The organism is Chryseobacterium gambrini, assembly GCF_027920505.1.
Classification (GTDB): domain Bacteria; phylum Bacteroidota; class Bacteroidia; order Flavobacteriales; family Weeksellaceae; genus Chryseobacterium; species Chryseobacterium gambrini.
Window position 1 is genome coordinate 3,946,928 of record NZ_CP115857.1, and the last position, 18,407, is coordinate 3,965,334.

At 37.3% G+C, this 18,407-nt stretch carries 14 protein-coding genes and 1 pseudogene; 12 read left to right on the forward strand and 3 right to left on the reverse strand.

From position 1 onward, the window contains the following. The first annotated feature begins 21 nt into the window (after positions 1-21). The 4 genes from PFY09_RS18200 to PFY09_RS18215 are packed head-to-tail and all read left to right on the forward strand — an operon-like array spanning position 22 to position 4,163. Positions 22-1,176: a hypothetical protein gene (locus PFY09_RS18200; protein WP_271160625.1), complete on the forward strand. Its 1,155-nt coding sequence runs from the start codon at positions 22-24 to the stop codon at positions 1,174-1,176. Beyond that, a complete protein-coding gene (locus PFY09_RS18205) occupies positions 1,177-1,986 on the forward strand; it encodes a glycosyltransferase family 2 protein (RefSeq protein ID WP_076395745.1) in 810 nt (269 codons plus the stop codon). 18 nt (positions 1,987-2,004) lie between these two features. Beyond that, complete coding sequence (locus tag PFY09_RS18210) at positions 2,005-3,135, forward strand: NAD-dependent epimerase/dehydratase family protein (RefSeq protein WP_271160626.1); 1,131 nt, start codon at positions 2,005-2,007, stop codon at positions 3,133-3,135. Next, complete coding sequence (locus PFY09_RS18215; protein WP_271160627.1) at positions 3,132-4,163, forward strand: CgeB family protein; 1,032 nt, start codon at positions 3,132-3,134, stop codon at positions 4,161-4,163. Before PFY09_RS18210 ends, PFY09_RS18215 begins: the two co-directional genes overlap by 4 nt. A 75-nt stretch (positions 4,164-4,238) precedes the next feature. Here the strand turns inward: PFY09_RS18215 and secG are convergent, their stop codons facing one another. From secG to PFY09_RS18230, 3 genes are all read right to left on the reverse strand, one after another. Then, positions 4,239-4,586: a preprotein translocase subunit SecG gene (gene secG, locus PFY09_RS18220; protein ID WP_271160628.1), complete on the reverse strand. Its 348-nt coding sequence runs from the start codon at positions 4,584-4,586 to the stop codon at positions 4,239-4,241. Positions 4,587-4,717: 131 nt separating this feature from the next. After that, positions 4,718-6,763, reverse strand: coding sequence for a M16 family metallopeptidase (locus tag PFY09_RS18225; RefSeq protein WP_271160629.1), 2,046 nt, complete (start codon positions 6,761-6,763; stop codon positions 4,718-4,720). Positions 6,764-6,812: 49 nt separating this feature from the next. Continuing rightward, positions 6,813-8,126, reverse strand: a complete 1,314-nt coding sequence (locus tag PFY09_RS18230; protein ID WP_076395751.1) for a M16 family metallopeptidase — start codon at positions 8,124-8,126, stop codon at positions 6,813-6,815. 184 nt (positions 8,127-8,310) lie between these two features. Here PFY09_RS18230 and PFY09_RS18235 point away from each other — a divergent pair, with 184 nt between their 5' ends. The 8 genes and pseudogenes from PFY09_RS18235 to PFY09_RS18270 all read left to right on the forward strand — a co-directional run bounded on the left by PFY09_RS18235 (position 8,311) and on the right by PFY09_RS18270 (position 18,359). Next, the gene (locus PFY09_RS18235) at positions 8,311-10,164 is read left to right on the forward strand and encodes a PAS domain-containing sensor histidine kinase (protein WP_271160630.1); all 1,854 of its coding nucleotides are present in this window, start codon (positions 8,311-8,313) and stop codon (positions 10,162-10,164) included. Positions 10,165-10,167: 3 nt separating this feature from the next. Continuing rightward, positions 10,168-10,530: a response regulator transcription factor gene (locus PFY09_RS18240; protein WP_108410490.1), complete on the forward strand. Its 363-nt coding sequence runs from the start codon at positions 10,168-10,170 to the stop codon at positions 10,528-10,530. A gap of 87 nt (positions 10,531-10,617) precedes the next feature. Continuing rightward, the gene (locus PFY09_RS18245; RefSeq protein WP_271160631.1) at positions 10,618-12,951 is read left to right on the forward strand and encodes an ATP-dependent helicase; all 2,334 of its coding nucleotides are present in this window, start codon (positions 10,618-10,620) and stop codon (positions 12,949-12,951) included. Positions 12,952-12,973: 22 nt separating this feature from the next. Continuing rightward, positions 12,974-13,342 (forward strand): annotated as a pseudogene (locus tag PFY09_RS18250) (ATP-dependent DNA helicase); the annotation flags it as partial. A gap of 134 nt (positions 13,343-13,476) precedes the next feature. Next, positions 13,477-16,197, forward strand: coding sequence for a TonB-dependent receptor plug domain-containing protein (locus PFY09_RS18255; RefSeq protein WP_271160632.1), 2,721 nt, complete (start codon positions 13,477-13,479; stop codon positions 16,195-16,197). 102 nt (positions 16,198-16,299) lie between these two features. Continuing rightward, positions 16,300-17,118, forward strand: a complete 819-nt coding sequence (locus tag PFY09_RS18260) for an alpha/beta hydrolase (RefSeq protein WP_271160633.1) — start codon at positions 16,300-16,302, stop codon at positions 17,116-17,118. 238 nt (positions 17,119-17,356) lie between these two features. Next, positions 17,357-18,118, forward strand: a complete 762-nt coding sequence (locus PFY09_RS18265; RefSeq protein WP_271160634.1) for a phospholipase D family protein — start codon at positions 17,357-17,359, stop codon at positions 18,116-18,118. Beyond that, on the forward strand, positions 18,099-18,359 hold the full coding sequence (locus tag PFY09_RS18270; RefSeq protein WP_271160635.1) for a hypothetical protein: 261 nt from the start codon (positions 18,099-18,101) through the stop codon (positions 18,357-18,359). Before PFY09_RS18265 ends, PFY09_RS18270 begins: the two co-directional genes overlap by 20 nt. Positions 18,360-18,407 lie beyond the last annotated feature (48 nt).

Sequence of the window (18,407 nt, forward strand, 5' to 3'; positions counted from 1 at the left end):
AAATTAAAAGAAAAATACTTCATGGAAGCTGCATTTTCAAATATCCCAATATCAGAAAAACTGAAAACCTACAGTTTGGTCTGTATTTATCTTGCTGTAAATTCTCTTTTTATCATTAAATACGGAGAACAGTATAACATCCCGCTTTTGGCAGGATATCTTGTGGTATTTTTAGGATTGGGTTTCTTTTATCTGAAAATTCGTCTGAAGGAATTTTTTTATAAAACGGCTTTTTTCCTGGGAATATTTTTCTTCTTCCTGTTTAGCATGTACCTGAATTACAAAGTGGATGGAAACACGCTGAATGTTGATCGCTGGTCGGCAATGGAAGTCGGAATTAAGGCTGTTTTCAATGGGCAGTATCCTTACCATATTCCGGATCATATGGGAAGAGAATCTTCCAATCTGCCGGTTCTTATTGTTTTTGGGATGCCTTTTTACCTGCTTTTCGGAAGTGTAGGTTATCTGCAGTCTTTTTCTTTCCTGCTTTTTGCGTATTTAATTTTTAAAATTTTTTCGGATTACAGACAGAGACTTGCGGTTTTGGTATTGCTTTTCCTTTCGCCAAGTTATTTGTGGGAAATATATGTTAAAAGTGATTTGTTTTCCAATTTTATTATCATTGTAGGATCGGTTTATTTAATTTGGGAAAAATTCATCAAAGAGAAAAAGATAAATTCTGCGGTTGTATCGTTTTTATCCGCTTTAATTTTACTCACGAGGCTTTCCGCGGTTATTCCACTGACGGTTTTATTGTTTAAAAAATTTGTTGATTTTTCAATAAAAGAAAAACTGCGCTTTACGGCTGTTTTTTTAGTTACAGTGATTGCGGTCTGTTATATTTTCTTTCACAATGCACCAGATTTTAATGTTTTTCTGAAGCATAATCCTTTTGCTATTCAGGGAGCAAAACAACCTTTGATATTAAGTATTTCTTATATTGTTGCAGGCTGTATACTTTCATTTAAAGTAAAATCTTTTTATGAAACCCTGCTTTGGTCAGGAGTTTTACTGTTTATCTGTGTTTTTGTTCCGTTTGCGATGTTTTTTGCAGAATATGGCTATGAGAATATGATCGTTAATTCATATTTTGATATCAGTTTTTTCAATATGTCGATGCCGTTTGTAATGACTGCTTTAATTTTGGGCATTTTTAAAAATAATATAAAAGTATAGATGGTTTCCGTAATTATTCCCATGTATAATGCTGCACAATCCATTGTTTCTGCTTTGGATTCTGTGAAAAATCAGACTTTTCCACTGGAGAAATTTGAAATTATCATTGTAAATGACGGTTCCACTGACGAAAGTGCTTCTAAGGTTACAGCTTACATTAAAGATCATTCTCAGCTTAATATAACTTTATTACATCAAAAAAACGGTGGGGTTTCGAGTGCAAGAAATACAGGTTTAAGAATTGCAAAAGGAGATTATATTGCTTTGCTGGATGCCGATGACGAGTGGGATTCCGCGAAAACGGAAAAACAGATACAGTATTTTGAAAATAGTAATCTGAAAATAGATTTTCTTGCCACGGCGAGAAATAACAATAAAATTCTTTTTCCGTACCGTATAAAAAATGGTCTTGCAGAAATTACCTTTAAAAAGCTTTTGATAAGAAATGAAGCACAGCCTTCAACGGTAATGTTCCGAAGAAAAGTTCTGGAAAATACAGGCTATTTTGATGCCGAACAGCGGTATGCGGAAGATGTAAACTACTGGATGAAGGTTTCCCTGAAAAATAAAATGTACATTCTGAATGAAAGTCTGGTTCTTGTAGGCAAAGGAAAAAGAAGTTTCGGGGTTTCGGGTTTGTCTGCAAATCTTCCCGAAATGGCAAAAGGTTTTAAAAAGAATCTGAAGGAAATGTATGATTTAAAAGAAATAAACTTTATTCAATATACCACATTTAAGCTTTTTTATAAAGCAAAATATTTACTTTTGCTCCTTCGGACTTTTTATTATAATTTAAACAGAACAAAATAAACATTTCACAAGTATCAAATGAAAATACTCATCACAGGAGGAGCCGGATTTATTGGGAGTAAGTTGTCTTTAGAACTTAAGAAGAAGGGGTATGAAGTTACGGTTCTGGATAATCTTTCTTCTCAGATTCACGGAGAAAATCCTGATGAGGATTCGCCTTTGTACAGAAATATTTTAGGGAATGTAAATTTCATTAAAGGAGATGTTGCTCATTTTGAAGACTGGGAAAAAGCGATTGACGGACAGGATGTTATTGTGCATTTTGCGGCAGAAACCGGTACCGGACAATCCATGTACCAGATCGAAAAATATACGGATGTGAATGTTTCCGGAACGGCAAAAATGCTGGATATTCTCGTAAATAAACCCCATCAGGTAAAAAAAGTGATTATTGCTTCTTCCAGAGCGGTTTATGGAGAAGGAAAATATCTTCATCCCGAATTGGGACTGATTTATCCAAGACCCAGAAACGTGGAAGAGATGCGAAAAGGAAATTTCGAAATTATTTATCCGGACGGGCAGATTCTTCGCGCTTTGCCAACGGATGAAGAATCTAAAATACATCCGACTTCTATCTACGGAATTACAAAATATACACAGGAACAGATGGTAATGACTGCCTGTTCTTCCATGGGAGTTGCTCCGGTTGCGTTGAGGTTTCAGAACGTTTACGGAGAAGGACAGTCACTTTTAAATCCTTACACGGGAATTTTATCTATTTTTTCGTCCCAGATTCTTAACGGAAACGATATTAATGTTTTTGAAGACGGAAACGAATCCAGAGATTTCATTCATGTGGATGATGCCGTGGAAGCAACAATTCGTTGTATTGAAAATGATGCGGCGAACGGCGAAGTTTTCAACGTGGGAACTGGGGTTTCTACCGCAGTAACTACGGTAGCGGAAAATTTCAGAAAATTTTACAATGTCGATTTTGAAATTAATGTTTCCGGACAGTTTCGTCTGGGAGACATCAGGCATAATTTTGCAGACATCAGCAAGATTAAATCAAAATTAAATTTTCAGCCGAAAATATCTTTTGAAGAAGGAATGTCTAAGTTTACCCATTGGGTTCTGCAACAGAATATTCAGGATGTAAAGTTCAAAGAATCTCTGGAAGAAATGAAAGTAAAAGGACTTTTAAAATGATTGCTTTAAAGGGTAAAAAAATACTTTTTCTGTCAGTCAGTTTTTTTAAATATGAAAGAGCCATAGCAAAAAGACTTTCTGAACTGGGCGCTGAAGTGGATTTTTATGATGAAAGACCTTCCAATTCCAATTTTTCGAAGGGCATTATCCGTCTTAATAAAAGATTCTACCATCTTAAAATAAACAATTATTATAACCGGATTCTTGAAGAAATTAAAGACAAAGAATACGATTATTTTTTCCTGATAAAAGGAGAAGCCATTCCTGTTTTTTTTCTTGAAAAAATAAAGAATGATAATCCCGGAATGGAAATGATTTACTATAATTTTGATCCATTGACGGAATATCCCAATCTGATTGAAAATCTTAAATATTTCGACAAAAAGTTTACGTTTGAATACAATGATTCGGTAAAATATAACATAAGCTTCAGACCTTTGTTTTATGTTGATGAATATAAAAGTTTACAACAGTATTCTCAGAAACCGGAATATGACATTGTTTTTATCGGAAGCGCTCATACGGATCGTTATATTGTAGGAGAAAAGATCAGAGTAATGGCAGATCGGCTTAATCTGAAATCTTACTTTTATTACTATGCAATGGGAAGAATCGCATTCCGACTGAAAAAGATGATTGATAAAAACCTGAAGCAGTTTGATATTACAAAAGTAAGTTTTGATAAGCTGAATCACCATCAGATCATCGATTTTTACAGAAAGACAAAATCTGTACTGGATATTAATAAACCTTTCCAGAATGGCTTAACCATAAGAACCTTTGAGGTATTGGCTTCGGGAAGAAAATTAATTACCACCAATTCGGATATCAGGAATTATCCTTTTTACTGTCCTGATAATATTTTAATTGTAGACAGAGAAAATATTCAGCTCAATCCTGAATTTTTTGCAACCGATTGTAAAGAAATGGATCAGGAAATTTTATATAAGATGTCTTTGGATTCTTTTATAGACTGCCTTTTTGGGGAAGATCAGAATGATTACTGGAATTCTTTCAGATCTAATTAAACTTAAATCAGTTTATCATAAAAACAAAAAAGCAACTCGACAGAGTTGCTTTTTATATGTAAAAATAAGATTTGCTTACTTCGTTGGTGCAGGAGTCTGAACCGGAGTTGTTGCTGAAGCAGGAGCAGAAGACTGATTAGCCGGAGCTTCTTTTTTTGCAGGCGTCTGAACCGGAGCTGTTGCTGAAGGTTTACCTGTAATTACAACGCTTAAAAGGATAAGAACAATAATTGTTCCTCCTAAAGTCCATGTTGCTTTTTCCATAAAGTCGTTGGTTCTCTGTACTCCAAACTGAGCAGAAGATGCTCCTCCGAAAGTACTGGAAAGACCTCCTCCTTTAGGATTTTGAGCCATAACGATGATAACCAATAAAATACTGGCGATCATAATAAGAACCATCAATAGTATAAATATAGAATCCATTAATTTGATATCTTTTTGAATGGGCAAATTTAATCTTTTTTTACCGAATGACAAAGAAAGATATTATAAATGTTAACAAAAATAAAAAACGGCAACAACTGTTGCCGTTTTTTCTGTAAAAACAGGATGTTTTATTTAAAATCAGAATCTTTAGCCTGATTTACTTCGTAAGATTTTACGTTCATCGTCATGTCCATACCCATTTGGCTTACCGTAATGGTGTAAGGCATTTTTACGCCTGCCACATCTTTGTAATCTGAGTATGTTGTAGGAACAGTCATGGTTTGTCCCATCGCTTTTACTGTTTTTGTTTCTCCGGTTTTAAGACCTGTTTTTACGCTGTAATAGTAAGTGTTATCACCATTTTTTACAACATAAGAATCTTCACCGCCGATTTTTTCAATTCCTGCAAGCTTGTAGTCAGCAGATTTTGCAAAACCAACCTCCGGGAAAAGTTCAGTATTTTTAAGCTTTTCAGCAATTTGCTCAGGCTTCATATCCACTTTATTCCCCATTTGCTCAGAATAACCAGTCTTACCGTCAAATACCTGCTTCTGAACAGTCTGTCCCATTGCAGTAACCATAGTAAGCTCTTTCCCGCCTTTTGCTTTCATCATTTTCAGGTCGATATTCTGTCCCTGCATAGACATGGAAGCATTTACCGTGTAAGAAGAAACTTTATCGATGTTTGCTTTTCCTCCGATAGCGTTAATGTATTTATCTGCAATAGAAGCAACAGTAACTCCGGCATCCACTTTCTGTGTTGTTGGTTTTGCTACAGGATTTGCTTCTTTATCAAAATATTTTACCGGATATCCTAATTTTTCCAGTCCCTCAGAAATGTCAGATGCTTTTCCGGCGATGAAAATTCTGCTCTGGTTAGGAAGAATGGTAGATTTTACAGCATTAGAAACATCGGCAGCTGTTACCTTATCGATAGATTTCAGATAATTGGTATAAAAATCATCAGGAAGATTCTGTACTTTCTGGTTTAAAGCAAATCTTGCAATGGTTGCAGGCTGCTCTAAAGACATGATGAAAGAACCTTTCAGTTTTGCTTTTGCATTTGCAAGTTCTTCAGGCTTTACGGTAGAAATCGCGTTAAGTTCATTCATAAATTCCTTTACCGCTTTATCCGTAACTTCATTTCTTACACTTGCGCTTGCAGAGAACTGCGGAGAATATTTGCTTGCGCTAAGATTAGAGTAAGCGCCATATGTAAATCCGTTTTTCTCACGAAGGTTCATGAAAAGTCTCGCTTCACCGCCACCTCCAAGAATATAGTTTGCAATAGTTGCAGGGAAGTAGTTCGGATCTTTCATTTTCAGCGTGTTCAGGTTGTTCAAAGAAACCACAGACTGTACTGCAGAAGGAACATCCACTACGTTAATTTCCGTTTTGGCAACATTAGAAGCAGGTTCTAAAGGAGAAACCGGAGTATTTGCTTTTTTCCATCCGCTGAATGCTTTTTCAACCATTGGTTTTACCTGATCGAATTTTACGTCTCCAACGATTACCAGATAAGCATTGTCCGGAGCGTAATATTTTTTGTACGTATTCTGTACATCTGCCAATTGAATTTTGTTGATTGATTCTACTGTTTCAAATTCTCCTCTTGATGTATTTTTACCATACATTAAAGCGTTAGAAACCTTTGAAGCAATTGAAGACGCATTTTTCTCTTCAGATTTTAATCCTTCAATCGCTCTGTCTTTAGAATTCTGGATCTCTTCAGCAGAAAATTTTGGATTAATGATCGCATCTGCCATTAAGCTCAATACCTGAGGAAAATATTTTGAAAGGGAATTTGCCGCAGCTCCGTTAGAAGAAAAGTTTAAGTTCGCTCCAAGATAATCCACTTTTTTGTTGAATTCATCCTTGCTCATGTTGGTGGTTCCGTTTTCGAACTGTTCCGCCATGATTTCGCTTACGCCTGCTACACTTCCTTCATAATAAGGCGCTCTGTCCATACTAAGACTTGCGCTTACTCTCGGAAGTTTATTGTTTTCCACCACCATTACCGTAAGTCCGTTGCTCAGCTGGAAAGTTTTTGGCTTTGCAATGTTAATGGCAGGAGTTGGTCCCGGTTTTGGCATTGCATTAAGATCTATCTTTTGTGCTGAAACCATTCCTGCGAAGAAAAATGCTGCAGCTATATATGTTAATTGCTTTTTCATTTGTAAAAATTTAATTTTTAATAATCATTTTAACCTAAATACCGGTAGATTACTTTTTCTCAGGTACGTAATTGATGATTATTCTTTGGTTGGAATTAAGATACTTTTTAGCAGCATTCTGAAGATCCTGTCTTGTAATGCTTCTGTAGATATCAATTTCTTTGTTAATCAGGTTTGTATTGCCCATCAAAACGTGGTTGGTTGCCAGTGAAGCAGCAATCCCCTGAATATTGGAATTAGAATTTACAAACTGGTTTTCAAACTGGTTCTGAAGTTTTTGATAATCTTCCTCAGAAATTAAAGTAGTCTGCAGTTTTTTGATCTCTGCATCAATGTCCGCCTGCAAAGTCGCCTTTGTGGTTTGTCCCATCGGGATCGCAAAGAATGCAAAAATACCGTAGTCTTCAAGACCCTGGTTGAAAGCCTGTACCTGAAGCGCTTTTTTATCCTGATCCACTAATTTTTTGTATAAAACAGAAGATTTTCCGCTGCTTAAATAAGAAGAAAGCATATCTAAAATATAAGCATCTTTCTCCTTGTTACCCGGCGTTCTGTACGCAAATACATAAGCAGGAAGCTGAATGTTCGGATCCGTAGCCGTTACTTCTTTTTCCTGAGTAATAGGAGCATCTTTCGGGAAATCTTTCGGATAAACCGTTCCTTTTGGAATTCCTCCGTAGTATTCCTTAATCCATTTTTTAGTCTGTTCAGGCTTAATGTCTCCCGCTACTACCAAAGTAGCGTTGTTTGGAACATAATACTTTTTATAAAATGCCTGAAACTCTTCTAATTTCGCAGCATTAAGATCCTCCATAGAACCGATTGTAGGCCAGTTGTACGGGTGATTGGTAAATAAATTTTTCTGTACTGTTGTGAAAAGATTTCCGTAAGGCTGGTTATCCATTCTCAATCTTTTTTCTTCTTTTACAACCTCTCTTTGAGTGTCTACACCCACCTGATTGATCACAGCATGACGCATTCTTTCAGCCTCCATCCAAAGTCCCAACTGTTCGTTGTTTGATGGGAAAGTCTCATAGTAATACGTTCTGTCATTCGTAGTATTGGCGTTGTTTTGTCCCCCGTTTGAAGAAACGATCTTAAACCAGTCACCTCTCTTGATGTTAGGTGTTCCTTCAAATAAAAGATGCTCGAAGAAGTGAGCAAAACCTGTTCTTCCTTTTACCTCGTCTTTTGCACCCACATGGTACATTACTCCCGTTGTTACAACCGGAGCCGAGTTATCCTGATGAAGAATTACATGAAGACCATTTGGTAAGTCATACTCTTCGAATTTAATTTGTTGTGCATTAAGGGCCATTCCGAAGAAAGCCGCTGCAGCAACAGAAAGAAGTCGCTTTTTCATAAAGTAGAAATTGTTTTGTCAATTAGTTCCAAAAATACGTTAATTGTTACATTATTATCAAAATAAAATTAGCCTTAAAAGTATTTCTCTGGAATAAAATTATATTATGTTAAAAAGTGGTATCATATTTTCAGTGAAAGTCTAGAATAACAATTACTTTTGTAAACAAGAAATCATTGTCGTGATGAAAAACTTTTTAGACCAGAATATCTCACTAGAATCTTTAGTTACCTTATTCAGCCAGGCTCCCGTTGCGATGTCTTTGCTGATGGGAGAAAATTTCATAATAAAAAATGCCAATCAGCAGATTCTTGATCTTTGGGGGAGAGACGCTTCGGTAATCGGGATGCCCCTGTTTGAAGCCCTTCCGGAGATAAAATCGCAGGGACTTTTTGAAATTTTAGATAATGTGTACAAAACAGGCGAAATATTCAAAGGAAACAAATGGTCTGTTTTTCTGGAAAAATTTGGCAACTACGAAGAACATTTTTTCAACTTTATCTATGCACCCGTTTACAGTGATGAACTTAAAGTTATCGGGGTAAGTGTTGTAGCCACAGAAGTTACAGAACACGTTATTTCAGAGAAAAAACTTTTAGAAAGTGAGTACCGCTTTGAAGACCTCATCAGACAATCAGATTATTCCACAGCCATTTATCGCTCAGAAGATTTATACATAGAACTTGCCAACGACAAAATGCTGAGAACGTGGGGGAAAGATGCTTCCGTGATAGGCAGGAAACTTGAAGATGCACTTCCCGAACTCGAAGGACAGCCATTTATAGGCTTATTAAAAGACATCTTTAAAACAGGAAAAACCTACTCCGCGACAGAAGACCGTGCAGATCTTGTAGTAGACGGTAAACTTCAGACTTTCTACTATAACTTTTCTTATAAACCGCTTAAAAATTCCAACGGGGAAGTGTATGCGATTCTTAATATGGCTGTGAACGTTACAGATCTTGTAAAAGCCAGAAAAGAAATACAGGAAAGTGAAAGAAAATACCGCGATCTGGCAGATTCTATGCCTCAGTTTGTCTGGACTTGCGACAGGCATGGCAAAATAACCTATATGAATGATAATTGGTACAAATACATGAAGTTCAGCAAAGAAGAAGATGCCAATGAAGCCATTAAAAAAGTCATAAGACCCGAAGTTTATCCGAATATTATAAAAATCTGGGAAGAAAGTGTAAACACAGGAAAACCATTTGAAGTGGAATACGAATTTTCAGATCCTCAGAATCCGGATGTTTACAGATGGTTTTTGGGAAGGGCAGTAGCCAGTTTTGATCCGGACGGAGAAATAAACCAATGGATCGGAACCTTCACCGATATAGATGATTTCAAGCAATTGCAGACCCAGAAAGATAATTTCTTGGGCATCGCAAGTCACGAGCTTAAAACACCGCTTACCAGTTTAAAGCTCTACACCCAGTTTATTGAAATGAATCTTAACAAACAGGGCGATTATAAAAATGCAGAGGTGGCAAAGAGAATGAACGATCAGATTGATAAACTGACGGAGCTTGTGAATGATCTTCTGGATGTTACCAAAATTCAGAAAGGACAGATCCAGCTCAATGAGTCTGAGTTTGATTTTGATCAGCTTGTAGAAGATGTTATTGTGGAACAGCAGATGACGGCGAGACACAAAATTATATTCAATAAAAGCGAGATTGGAAAAGTAACCGCAGACAGACACCGTATTTCTCAGGTAATGAGCAACCTCATCAGTAATGCCATTAAATATTCTCCTGATGCAGATGAAATTGTGGTTTCTACCCAGATAAAAGACGACATGATCAATTTCAGTGTCAAAGATTTCGGGATCGGAATTCCGGAAGACAAACAGCATAAAGTTTTTGAGCAATATTACCGGGTAAGCGGAACAAAAGAACATACCTTTCCGGGTTTAGGATTAGGACTTTACATCTCCTCGGAAATCATCAAAAGGACAGGCGGAAAAATTTATGTTCACTCCGTAGAAGGAAAGGGGTCTGATTTTTGCTTCGAAATACCTAAAATTAAAATATAAAACATGTCTACACAAATTTTAGTCTTGGATGATAGTCCTGCAATTGTTGATTCTATTGAAATGATGATGGAGCTTGAAGGACTTACTGTTGCCAAGTTCTATAAAGGATCGGATATGCTCGATGCACTGAATACACAGCCAAAACCGGATGTTATCCTCATGGATATGTGGCTTTCCGGAGAAGATGGAAGAGATATATGCAGAACCATAAGAGCCGATGAAAATTTAAAAGATATTCCTGTGCTTATTATGTCCGCAAGCCGAGGACTGGAGCAGTCTGCGCTCGATGCGGGAGCCAATGATTTTATCGCAAAACCTTTCGACATGGGAGATATGATTTCCCGTGTGAGAACGTATATCAAATAAAAACAGATTTTCTTGAAACATCAAAATCCAAAATTTGAATTCTCCATATAATACACTAATTTTGTGTTCCCAAAAATTTTTTGCAGCATGGAGGATTATCTGAAAGGACTGAATGAATCACAATACGAAGCCGTTACCACATTACAGGGACCATTAATGGTTCTCGCAGGAGCGGGTTCCGGAAAAACGCGTGTACTTACCATGCGTATTGCCCATCTCATTACCAACGGAATAGATCCTTTTAATATTTTGGCGCTTACCTTTACCAATAAGGCAGCAAAAGAAATGAAAGAACGTATTGCAAAAGTAGTGGGACAGAGCAATGCAAGAAGTCTCTGGATGGGAACTTTCCACTCTGTTTTTGCAAGAATTCTGAGAAGTGAGGCACATTATCTCGGCTATCCTTCCAACTTTACCATTTACGATCAACAGGACGCATTAAATGTCATCAAAAAAGTGTTGAAAGACATGAATATTGATGCCGATCTGTATAAACCCAAAAAAGTTCAGGCAAGAATTTCTACCTACAAAAATAACCTCATCACCGTAAAAGCTTATTTCAACAATCCTGAATTGATGGAAGCCGATGAAAAAGCCAATATGAAATTCATCGGGCAGATTTACCAGCGGTATGTAGAGCAGTGCTTCAAAAACGGATCGATGGATTTTGACGATTTGCTGTTAAAAACCAACGAATTGTTAACCCGTTTCCCTGAAGTGTTAGCAAAATATCAGGACAGATTCAGATATATTCTTGTGGATGAGTATCAGGATACGAACCATTCTCAGTATCTTATCGTTAAAGCTTTAGCCTCAAAATTTGAAAATATTTGTGTTGTGGGAGATGATGCACAGTCCATTTATTCCTTCCGTGGTGCGAATATCTACAACATTTTGAACTTTAAAAAAGACTATCCGGATGCAATGACGGTAGCTTTGGAGCAGAATTACCGTTCTACCCAGAATATTGTAAATGCTGCGAATGTAGTGATCGCGAAAAACCTTCAGCAGTTCAAGAAAAATGTTTTCAGCGAAAATGAAGAAGGAGAAAAAATCAAAGTATACCGTTCTCTTTCCGATGCCGATGAAGCGAATTTCGTAGCCGGAAACATCTGGGAGACCAGAAACCGTGAGCAGAGAAAATACAGCGATTTTGCCATTTTATACAGAACCAACTCTCAGACGCGTGCTTTCGAAGATGCGCTGAGAAGAAAAAATATTCCTTACAAAGTCTACGGAGGTCTCTCTTTCTATCAGAGAAAAGAAGTAAAAGATCTCATCGCTTATCTGAGACTTTTAGTCAATGAAAACGATTCTGAAGCGTTGATGAGAATCATCAACTATCCGGCAAGAGGAATTGGAGAAACTACCCAGAATAAATTGGTTGTTTTTGCAGATGCACAGAATGTTGCCGTTTCAAAAGTTTTGGATAATTTACCGATGTATGCGCCACATTTAGGCTTAAACAACGGTGTTTTAAACAAACTGAACGACTTCTGGTCGATGATCAAAGCATTTCAGGTACTGCTGAAAACGGAAACAGCATACAGCGTTGCGATGGAAGTGGCGAAACGAAGCGGACTGATTAAATTTTTAAAAGACGATCAGACTCCCGAAGGAATTTCCCGTGTAGAAAACGTTCAGGAATTAATGAACTCAATGCAGGGATTCATTGAAGAACAGATGCAGCTGGAAGACGGAGATCCGAGCTTACCGAATTTCCTTGAAAACATTGCCCTTTCTGCCGATACGCAGGATAAAAACAATGAAGAGGATATGGTATCGTTAATGACGATCCACCTTTCAAAAGGTCTTGAATTTCCGGTTGTACATTTGGTGGGGCTTGAAGAAAACCTTTTCCCGAGCTTCATGAGTTCTTCCACAAGAGAAGATCTGGAAGAAGAAAGACGTCTCTTCTATGTTGCTTTAACGAGAGCCGAAAAGCAGGTGTTTTTCTCTTATGCCGTATCACGTTTCCAGTGGGGGAAAATTACCGATGCGGAACCTTCAAGATTTTTAAGTGAAATTGATGAAGAATATATCGAGTTTGTAAATCCTGCGATTGAAAAACGTTTTATCAACAATTCGGGCATCAAATCCAATATTTTTGATGAACATCCATCGGAAATGAGAAGTTTCAAAAAAGTGGAAAAGAAAACCATCGAAAGAAGCGACAGCTCAAAACCGATTGCAGAACCACGCAAACTGAAACCTGTAAGTACGGCAAAAATCATCAATCCGAGCGGAGCTTCTTCTCAGGATATTGAAGTGGGCGATAAAGTAAGACACGACCGTTTCGGAATCGGAGAAGTAACTTTCCTCGACGGAACTGATCCTCAGAATATCAAAGCCAAAGTAGTCTTTCAGCATGAAGGCGAGAAAAATCTTATCCTGAAATACGCGAAACTAACAAAGATTTAAAAATTCATTTCAATTTAAAAAAAATCCTGCGATTGAAAAACGTTTTATCAACAATTCGGGCATCAAATCCAATATTTTTGATGAACATCCATCGGAAATGAGAAGTTTCAAAAAAGTGGAAAAGAAAACCATCGAAAGAAGCGACAGCTCAAAACCGATTGCAGAACCACGCAAACTGAAACCTGTAAGTACGGCAAAAATCATCAATCCGAGCGGAGCTTCTTCTCAGGATATTGAAGTGGGCGATAAAGTAAGACACGACCGTTTCGGAATCGGAGAAGTAACTTTCCTCGACGGAACTGATCCTCAGAATATCAAAGCCAAAGTAGTCTTTCAGCATGAAGGCGAGAAAAATCTTATCCTGAAATACGCGAAACTAACAAAGATTTAAAAATTCATTTCAATTTAAAAAAATAGAAGATGATAATATTCATTTTCTGTATTCTTTTAGTCTATTAATTTTGTAGACTAATAAATATAATTTACATTTGCACTTTTAAAACATGAATTTAAAGTGAGGAATGTATGAAGAATAAAAAAACTATTTTTTCGGCATCGGTATTATTTTTCCTGGGAACATTTGCGTACGCACAGGAAAAAGATACAGTAAAAACAAACAACTTAGAGGAAGTTGTTATTTTAGGATCAAGAGGCGGGGCAAGGTCTAAAGTAGACAGCCCGGTTCCGGTGGACGTTTTCAATATCAAAGAATCTTCGGTTATTTTACCGCAAACAAACGTCGCACAAATCCTTAATTTCATTGCACCGTCATTTACATCAACCATACAAACCAATGCAGACGGAACCGATCATTTGGATCCTGCACAGCTCAGAGGATTGGGTCCCGATCAGGTTTTGGTTCTTGTGAATGGAAAAAGAAGACACACTTCCGCGTTAGTCAATGTTAACGGATCTCCCGGAAGAGGAACAGTAGGAACCGATCTTAATGCCATTCCGTCTTTTGCCATTAATAAAATTGAAGTTTTAAGAGACGGAGCTTCTGCGCAGTACGGTTCGGACGCTATTGCAGGAGTCATCAATTTAGGTTTGAAAAGAGATACCGGAAAACTGACGGGACAACTAAGCTATGGCGGAAATCTTACTCCAACAGCCAACGATCATACAGGAGATTTTGACGGACAGAATATTCAGGTGGATCTTAACTACGGAAATAAAATCGGGAAGAAAGGCGGATTTTATAACATTACATGGACATCCCAGTTCAGAAATCCTACCTACAGAGCGGGAACAGAAAGCGGAAACATTTTCAATGCTTATAACGCGATCGAACAGCGTGCTTTAAATAACGGCGTGAATCTTTCATCCCTTTTCACGAATATCAATAATACTCCGAATTCCCAGCAGATCATCAATTATATTCATCAGTATGCACAGGAAGTCAATTATTTTTCTCCGACATTGCAGAACCAGATTCAGTCGGCGAATACAATTTCCGCATTACAGGGAATTTTAAATACGAATGTGACGGATCAGGAGCTGGCTTACAGAGGTTTGTCCAGAAAAGATTTCAATATGCAGGTGGGACAGTCTAAACTGAATAATCATCAGCTTTTTGCCAATGTAGAAGTTCCGCTGAACGACAACTGGAAAGTTTATACTTTTGGCGGATACAGCTTCAGACACGGAACTTCGGGAGGATTTTTCAGAAGACCCAACCAAAGCAGAACATTTACAGGATTGTATCCCAACGGTTATCTGCCGCAGATCGGAACAGACATTCAGGATCTTTCGCTTTCCGCAGGAATTAAAGGAGACTGGAAAGGCTGGAACATCGATTTCAGCAATACTTTCGGACAGAATTCCTTCAGTTATGATATTAAAAATACCGGAAATACCTCTTTAAGATTCAATTCTCCGAATGAGTTTGATGCAGGAGGTCTAAGATTTTCTCAAAATACAATCAATTTAGATTTTTCAAAGAAATATGATGTCTGGAGCGGAGTCAATGTGGCTTTTGGAGCAGAACACCGTTACGAAAATTTCAAAATAACAGCAGGAGAAGAAGCATCTTACGCTACGTATGATGTTTCCGGAAATCTCTGGACCGGAAATACAGTTCGTCCGACCGACTTTTTCGGCGCTTCACTTCCAGGAGGTTCTCAGGTTTTCAGTGGATTTAAACCAGAAAACGCAGTAAATAAAAACCGACAGGCAATTGCAGGATATGCAGATGTTGAATTCAATTTTACCAACTGGTTATTGGCAGATGCAGCCGTGAGATATGAAAATTATTCAGATTTCGGTTCTACATTCAATTATAAATTGGCTTCAAGAATCAAAGTAAATAAAGACCTTAATTTCAGGTTTGCGGGTTCTACAGGATTCAGAGCGCCTTCCATCCATCAGATTTATTATAATGTAACGTCAACTTTGTTTACAAACGGACAGCTTCTGGAAGTGGGAACATTCAGCAACGATTCCGAAATTGCCAATTTGCTGGGAATTCCAAGTCTGAAACAGGAAACTTCAAAATCTGCAAGTGTAGGATTTACCTATAAAATTCCTTCAGCAAAACTTACGCTTACTGCAGACGGATATTTCATCAGAATTGATAACAGAATTCTGCTTACCGGTCAGTTTGCAAGATCTGCCGTTTCTCCGGCAGCGCAGCTGATCTACGATGCCGCAAGAGTAAATGCCGTACAGCTTTTTACCAACGCCATAGATACTGAAACCAGAGGATTGGATATTGTTCTTACACATAATGCAAAATTCTCAAACATCAAACTGGATAATAATTTTGCAGTCAATCTTAACCAGACCAGAAAAGTCGGAGCCATCCATTCATCCGGATTATTACAGTCTTCAAATCTGGAAAATGTTTATTTTTCCGAAGCATCAAGAGTGTATCTGGAAGAAGCAGTTCCCAGAGTAAAAGCCAGCTTATCCAATCAGCTTACGTGGGGAAATGCCATTTTCTATCTTAGAAATACCTACTTCGGAAAGGTAACGAGCGCCGATATTATCGATGCAAACGGAGACGGTGTCATTTCTCCGAACGAACATCAGGAAATTACAGATAAAATCATTACCGATGTTTCTCTTGCTTATCAGTTTACCAAAAATATAGGACTTACCGTTGGTGTCAATAACCTGTTTGATATTTATCCAACGAAAAACCTTCCTGCTTCTTCCAATAACGATCAGTTTATTTACTCAAGATCAACTTCACAGTTTGGGCAGAACGGAAGATTTGTATTTTCAAGACTTAACTTTAATTTTTAAGTGTTTTTTTAATTCTCAATCTGAAATGAATCCGGTTTTTCCGGGTTCATTTTTTATTTGGCTGAAAGACAATTTGTATCTTTAAACCATAAAAGTTATACAATGAAAAGGATTCTGCTATTTTTACTTCTTACCCTGTTTTCCACACCGCTTTTTTCTCAGGAATACCTCACCGAAAACAATATTCATTATTATGATGAGAAAACCAGTAAATCCGATGCTTACATCAATGAAAGATGCATGCTGGATATTTATATTCCGAAAAATGTGAAAAATTTTCCGACGGTGATCTGGTTTCACGGCGGAGGTTTAACCGGAGGTGAAAAGGAAATTCCGGAAGGGCTGAAAAATAAAGGAATCGCAGTGATTGGAGTTAATTACAGACTCTCTCCGAAAGTTAATGCCCCGAAATACATTGAAGATGCAGCCGCAGCAACAGCATGGGTTTTTAAGAATATTAAAAATTATGGAGGAAATGAAGATCTTGTCTTTATTTCAGGACATTCTGCGGGAGGTTATCTTGCCATTATGGTAGGTTTAAATAAGATGTACCTGAACAAATATGGAATTGATGCCAATAAACTGGCAGGAATTATTCCTTTCAGCGGACAGATGATCTCTCATTTTACCACAAGAAAAGAAAAAGGAATTGATGAGCTGGATGCCAGAATTGATGAATATGCACCATTGCATTTCATCAGAGCAGATGCACCGCCTTTGTTATTAATTACCGGAGACCGTGAAAAAGAGCTGCTCGGAAGATATGAAGAAAATGCTTATATGGCGCGAATGATGAAGCTGAAAGGTCATAAAGAAACTACTTTATACGAACTTCAGGGTTTTGATCACGGCGGAATGGCGCAACCCGCTTTTCCTTTGCTTATCAACGAAATTAAAAGAGTGGAAAAGAATAGGAAATAGGATGGAGGTAAGAAGATGGAAGTAGGAACTAGGAACTAGGAAGTAGGTTGAAAGCGGGAGGTTAGAAGCGGGAAGATTTGATGTTAATAAATGTGCATACAGATTTTAAACTTCCATCCTCCAGCTTCTAACCTCCATCTTCCATCTTCTAACTCCCAACTTCTCGCCCAATTATTTTGCAAAGTTTTTTATTTTTTCTTTCTTTGGAGCGAAAATAAAATGATTTCGAACGATGGGTATGTTTTACAACAATGCGGTTTGTGATATTTATATAGGAAAAAGTGCAGGAGCTAAAATGATGCAGGACATCAGAAATGCTCAGAGAAATGTGAAAATTGTTTCCCCTTATCTTTCTCCTTTTTTAATTAAAGAGCTGATTTACCTTCATTCCAGAGGAATTAAAATAAGATTGGTTACCAGCGATGAAATCGAAGATTTTTACGGCTACGACAAGAATATTCACAAACTGATTATTCAGAATAAACACGTTGACGAAAAGGCAAAACAGACAAGAGACAATTTGGTAAGCCTCTCCGGAACTCTATTATTTGCCATGATCGGTTTGGGCGTGGTTTTGCTTCCGTTGATGTATCTTTTAAACAATTTTAAACTTGCTTACGGATTTATTATTGTCATTTTAATGTTTCTTATAAGAGATTCCATCGTCAAAAAAATAAAAAAGACAAAAGTGTATCATTACAGCTACAAACAGCTTTTTCCCTTCAAGGTTTTTGTCTCTCCGAATAGCGGAAATTCTACCAATAAAACCTTCATTCACAGTAAAATTTACATTATTGATGACGAAATTGCCTATCTAGGCTCTCTGAATTTCACAGGAAGCGGCGTGAAAGACAACCACGAAACCAGAATACGAACAACCGATCCGGAAGCCGTTGCTAAAATTATCGAAGAAGTAAAAGAAGTATTTTATCACTCCAATCTTCCGGAAAGAGATATTCAGTTTTGGGGAAGTCAGTTGTATGAAGAACCCATTAATTAATGTGAAAGGTAAATTTGCTTTGCAGTCAATGGTGAATTTTTCATTAAGACTATTCTCAATCATGTTAAATTCATTGCGAAGCGGCGTGAAAGATAAGCACGAAACCAGAATACGAACAACCGATCCGGAAGCTGTTGCTAAAATCATTGAAGAAGTAAAAGAAGTTTTCTATCACTCCAATCTTCCGGAAAGAGATATTCAGTTTTGGGGAAGTCAGTTGTACGAAAAACCCATTAATTAAGGTGAAAGGTGAATTTGCTTTGCAGTCAATGGTGAATTTTTCATTAAG

Excerpts from the sequence above, each read along its gene's own strand:
- PFY09_RS18205 (WP_076395745.1), top strand. The coding sequence starts at position 1,177 with ATGGTTTCCGTAATTATTCCCATGTATAATGCTGCACAATCCATTGTT.
- PFY09_RS18235 (WP_271160630.1), top strand. The coding sequence starts at position 8,311 with ATGAAAAACTTTTTAGACCAGAATATCTCACTAGAATCTTTAGTTACC.
- PFY09_RS18245 (WP_271160631.1), top strand. The coding sequence starts at position 10,618 with ATGGAGGATTATCTGAAAGGACTGAATGAATCACAATACGAAGCCGTT.
- PFY09_RS18255 (WP_271160632.1), top strand. The coding sequence starts at position 13,477 with ATGAAGAATAAAAAAACTATTTTTTCGGCATCGGTATTATTTTTCCTG.
- PFY09_RS18265 (WP_271160634.1), top strand. The coding sequence starts at position 17,357 with ATGTTTTACAACAATGCGGTTTGTGATATTTATATAGGAAAAAGTGCA.
- PFY09_RS18230 (WP_076395751.1), bottom strand. The coding sequence starts at position 8,126 with ATGAAAAAGCGACTTCTTTCTGTTGCTGCAGCGGCTTTCTTCGGAATG.
- PFY09_RS18200 (WP_271160625.1), top strand. The coding sequence starts at position 22 with ATGGAAGCTGCATTTTCAAATATCCCAATATCAGAAAAACTGAAAACC.
- PFY09_RS18260 (WP_271160633.1), top strand. The coding sequence starts at position 16,300 with ATGAAAAGGATTCTGCTATTTTTACTTCTTACCCTGTTTTCCACACCG.
- PFY09_RS18240 (WP_108410490.1), top strand. The coding sequence starts at position 10,168 with ATGTCTACACAAATTTTAGTCTTGGATGATAGTCCTGCAATTGTTGAT.
- PFY09_RS18225 (WP_271160629.1), bottom strand. The coding sequence starts at position 6,763 with ATGAAAAAGCAATTAACATATATAGCTGCAGCATTTTTCTTCGCAGGA.
- PFY09_RS18270 (WP_271160635.1), top strand. The coding sequence starts at position 18,099 with ATGAAGAACCCATTAATTAATGTGAAAGGTAAATTTGCTTTGCAGTCA.
- PFY09_RS18215 (WP_271160627.1), top strand. The coding sequence starts at position 3,132 with ATGATTGCTTTAAAGGGTAAAAAAATACTTTTTCTGTCAGTCAGTTTT.
- PFY09_RS18210 (WP_271160626.1), top strand. The coding sequence starts at position 2,005 with ATGAAAATACTCATCACAGGAGGAGCCGGATTTATTGGGAGTAAGTTG.
- secG (WP_271160628.1), bottom strand. The coding sequence starts at position 4,586 with ATGGATTCTATATTTATACTATTGATGGTTCTTATTATGATCGCCAGT.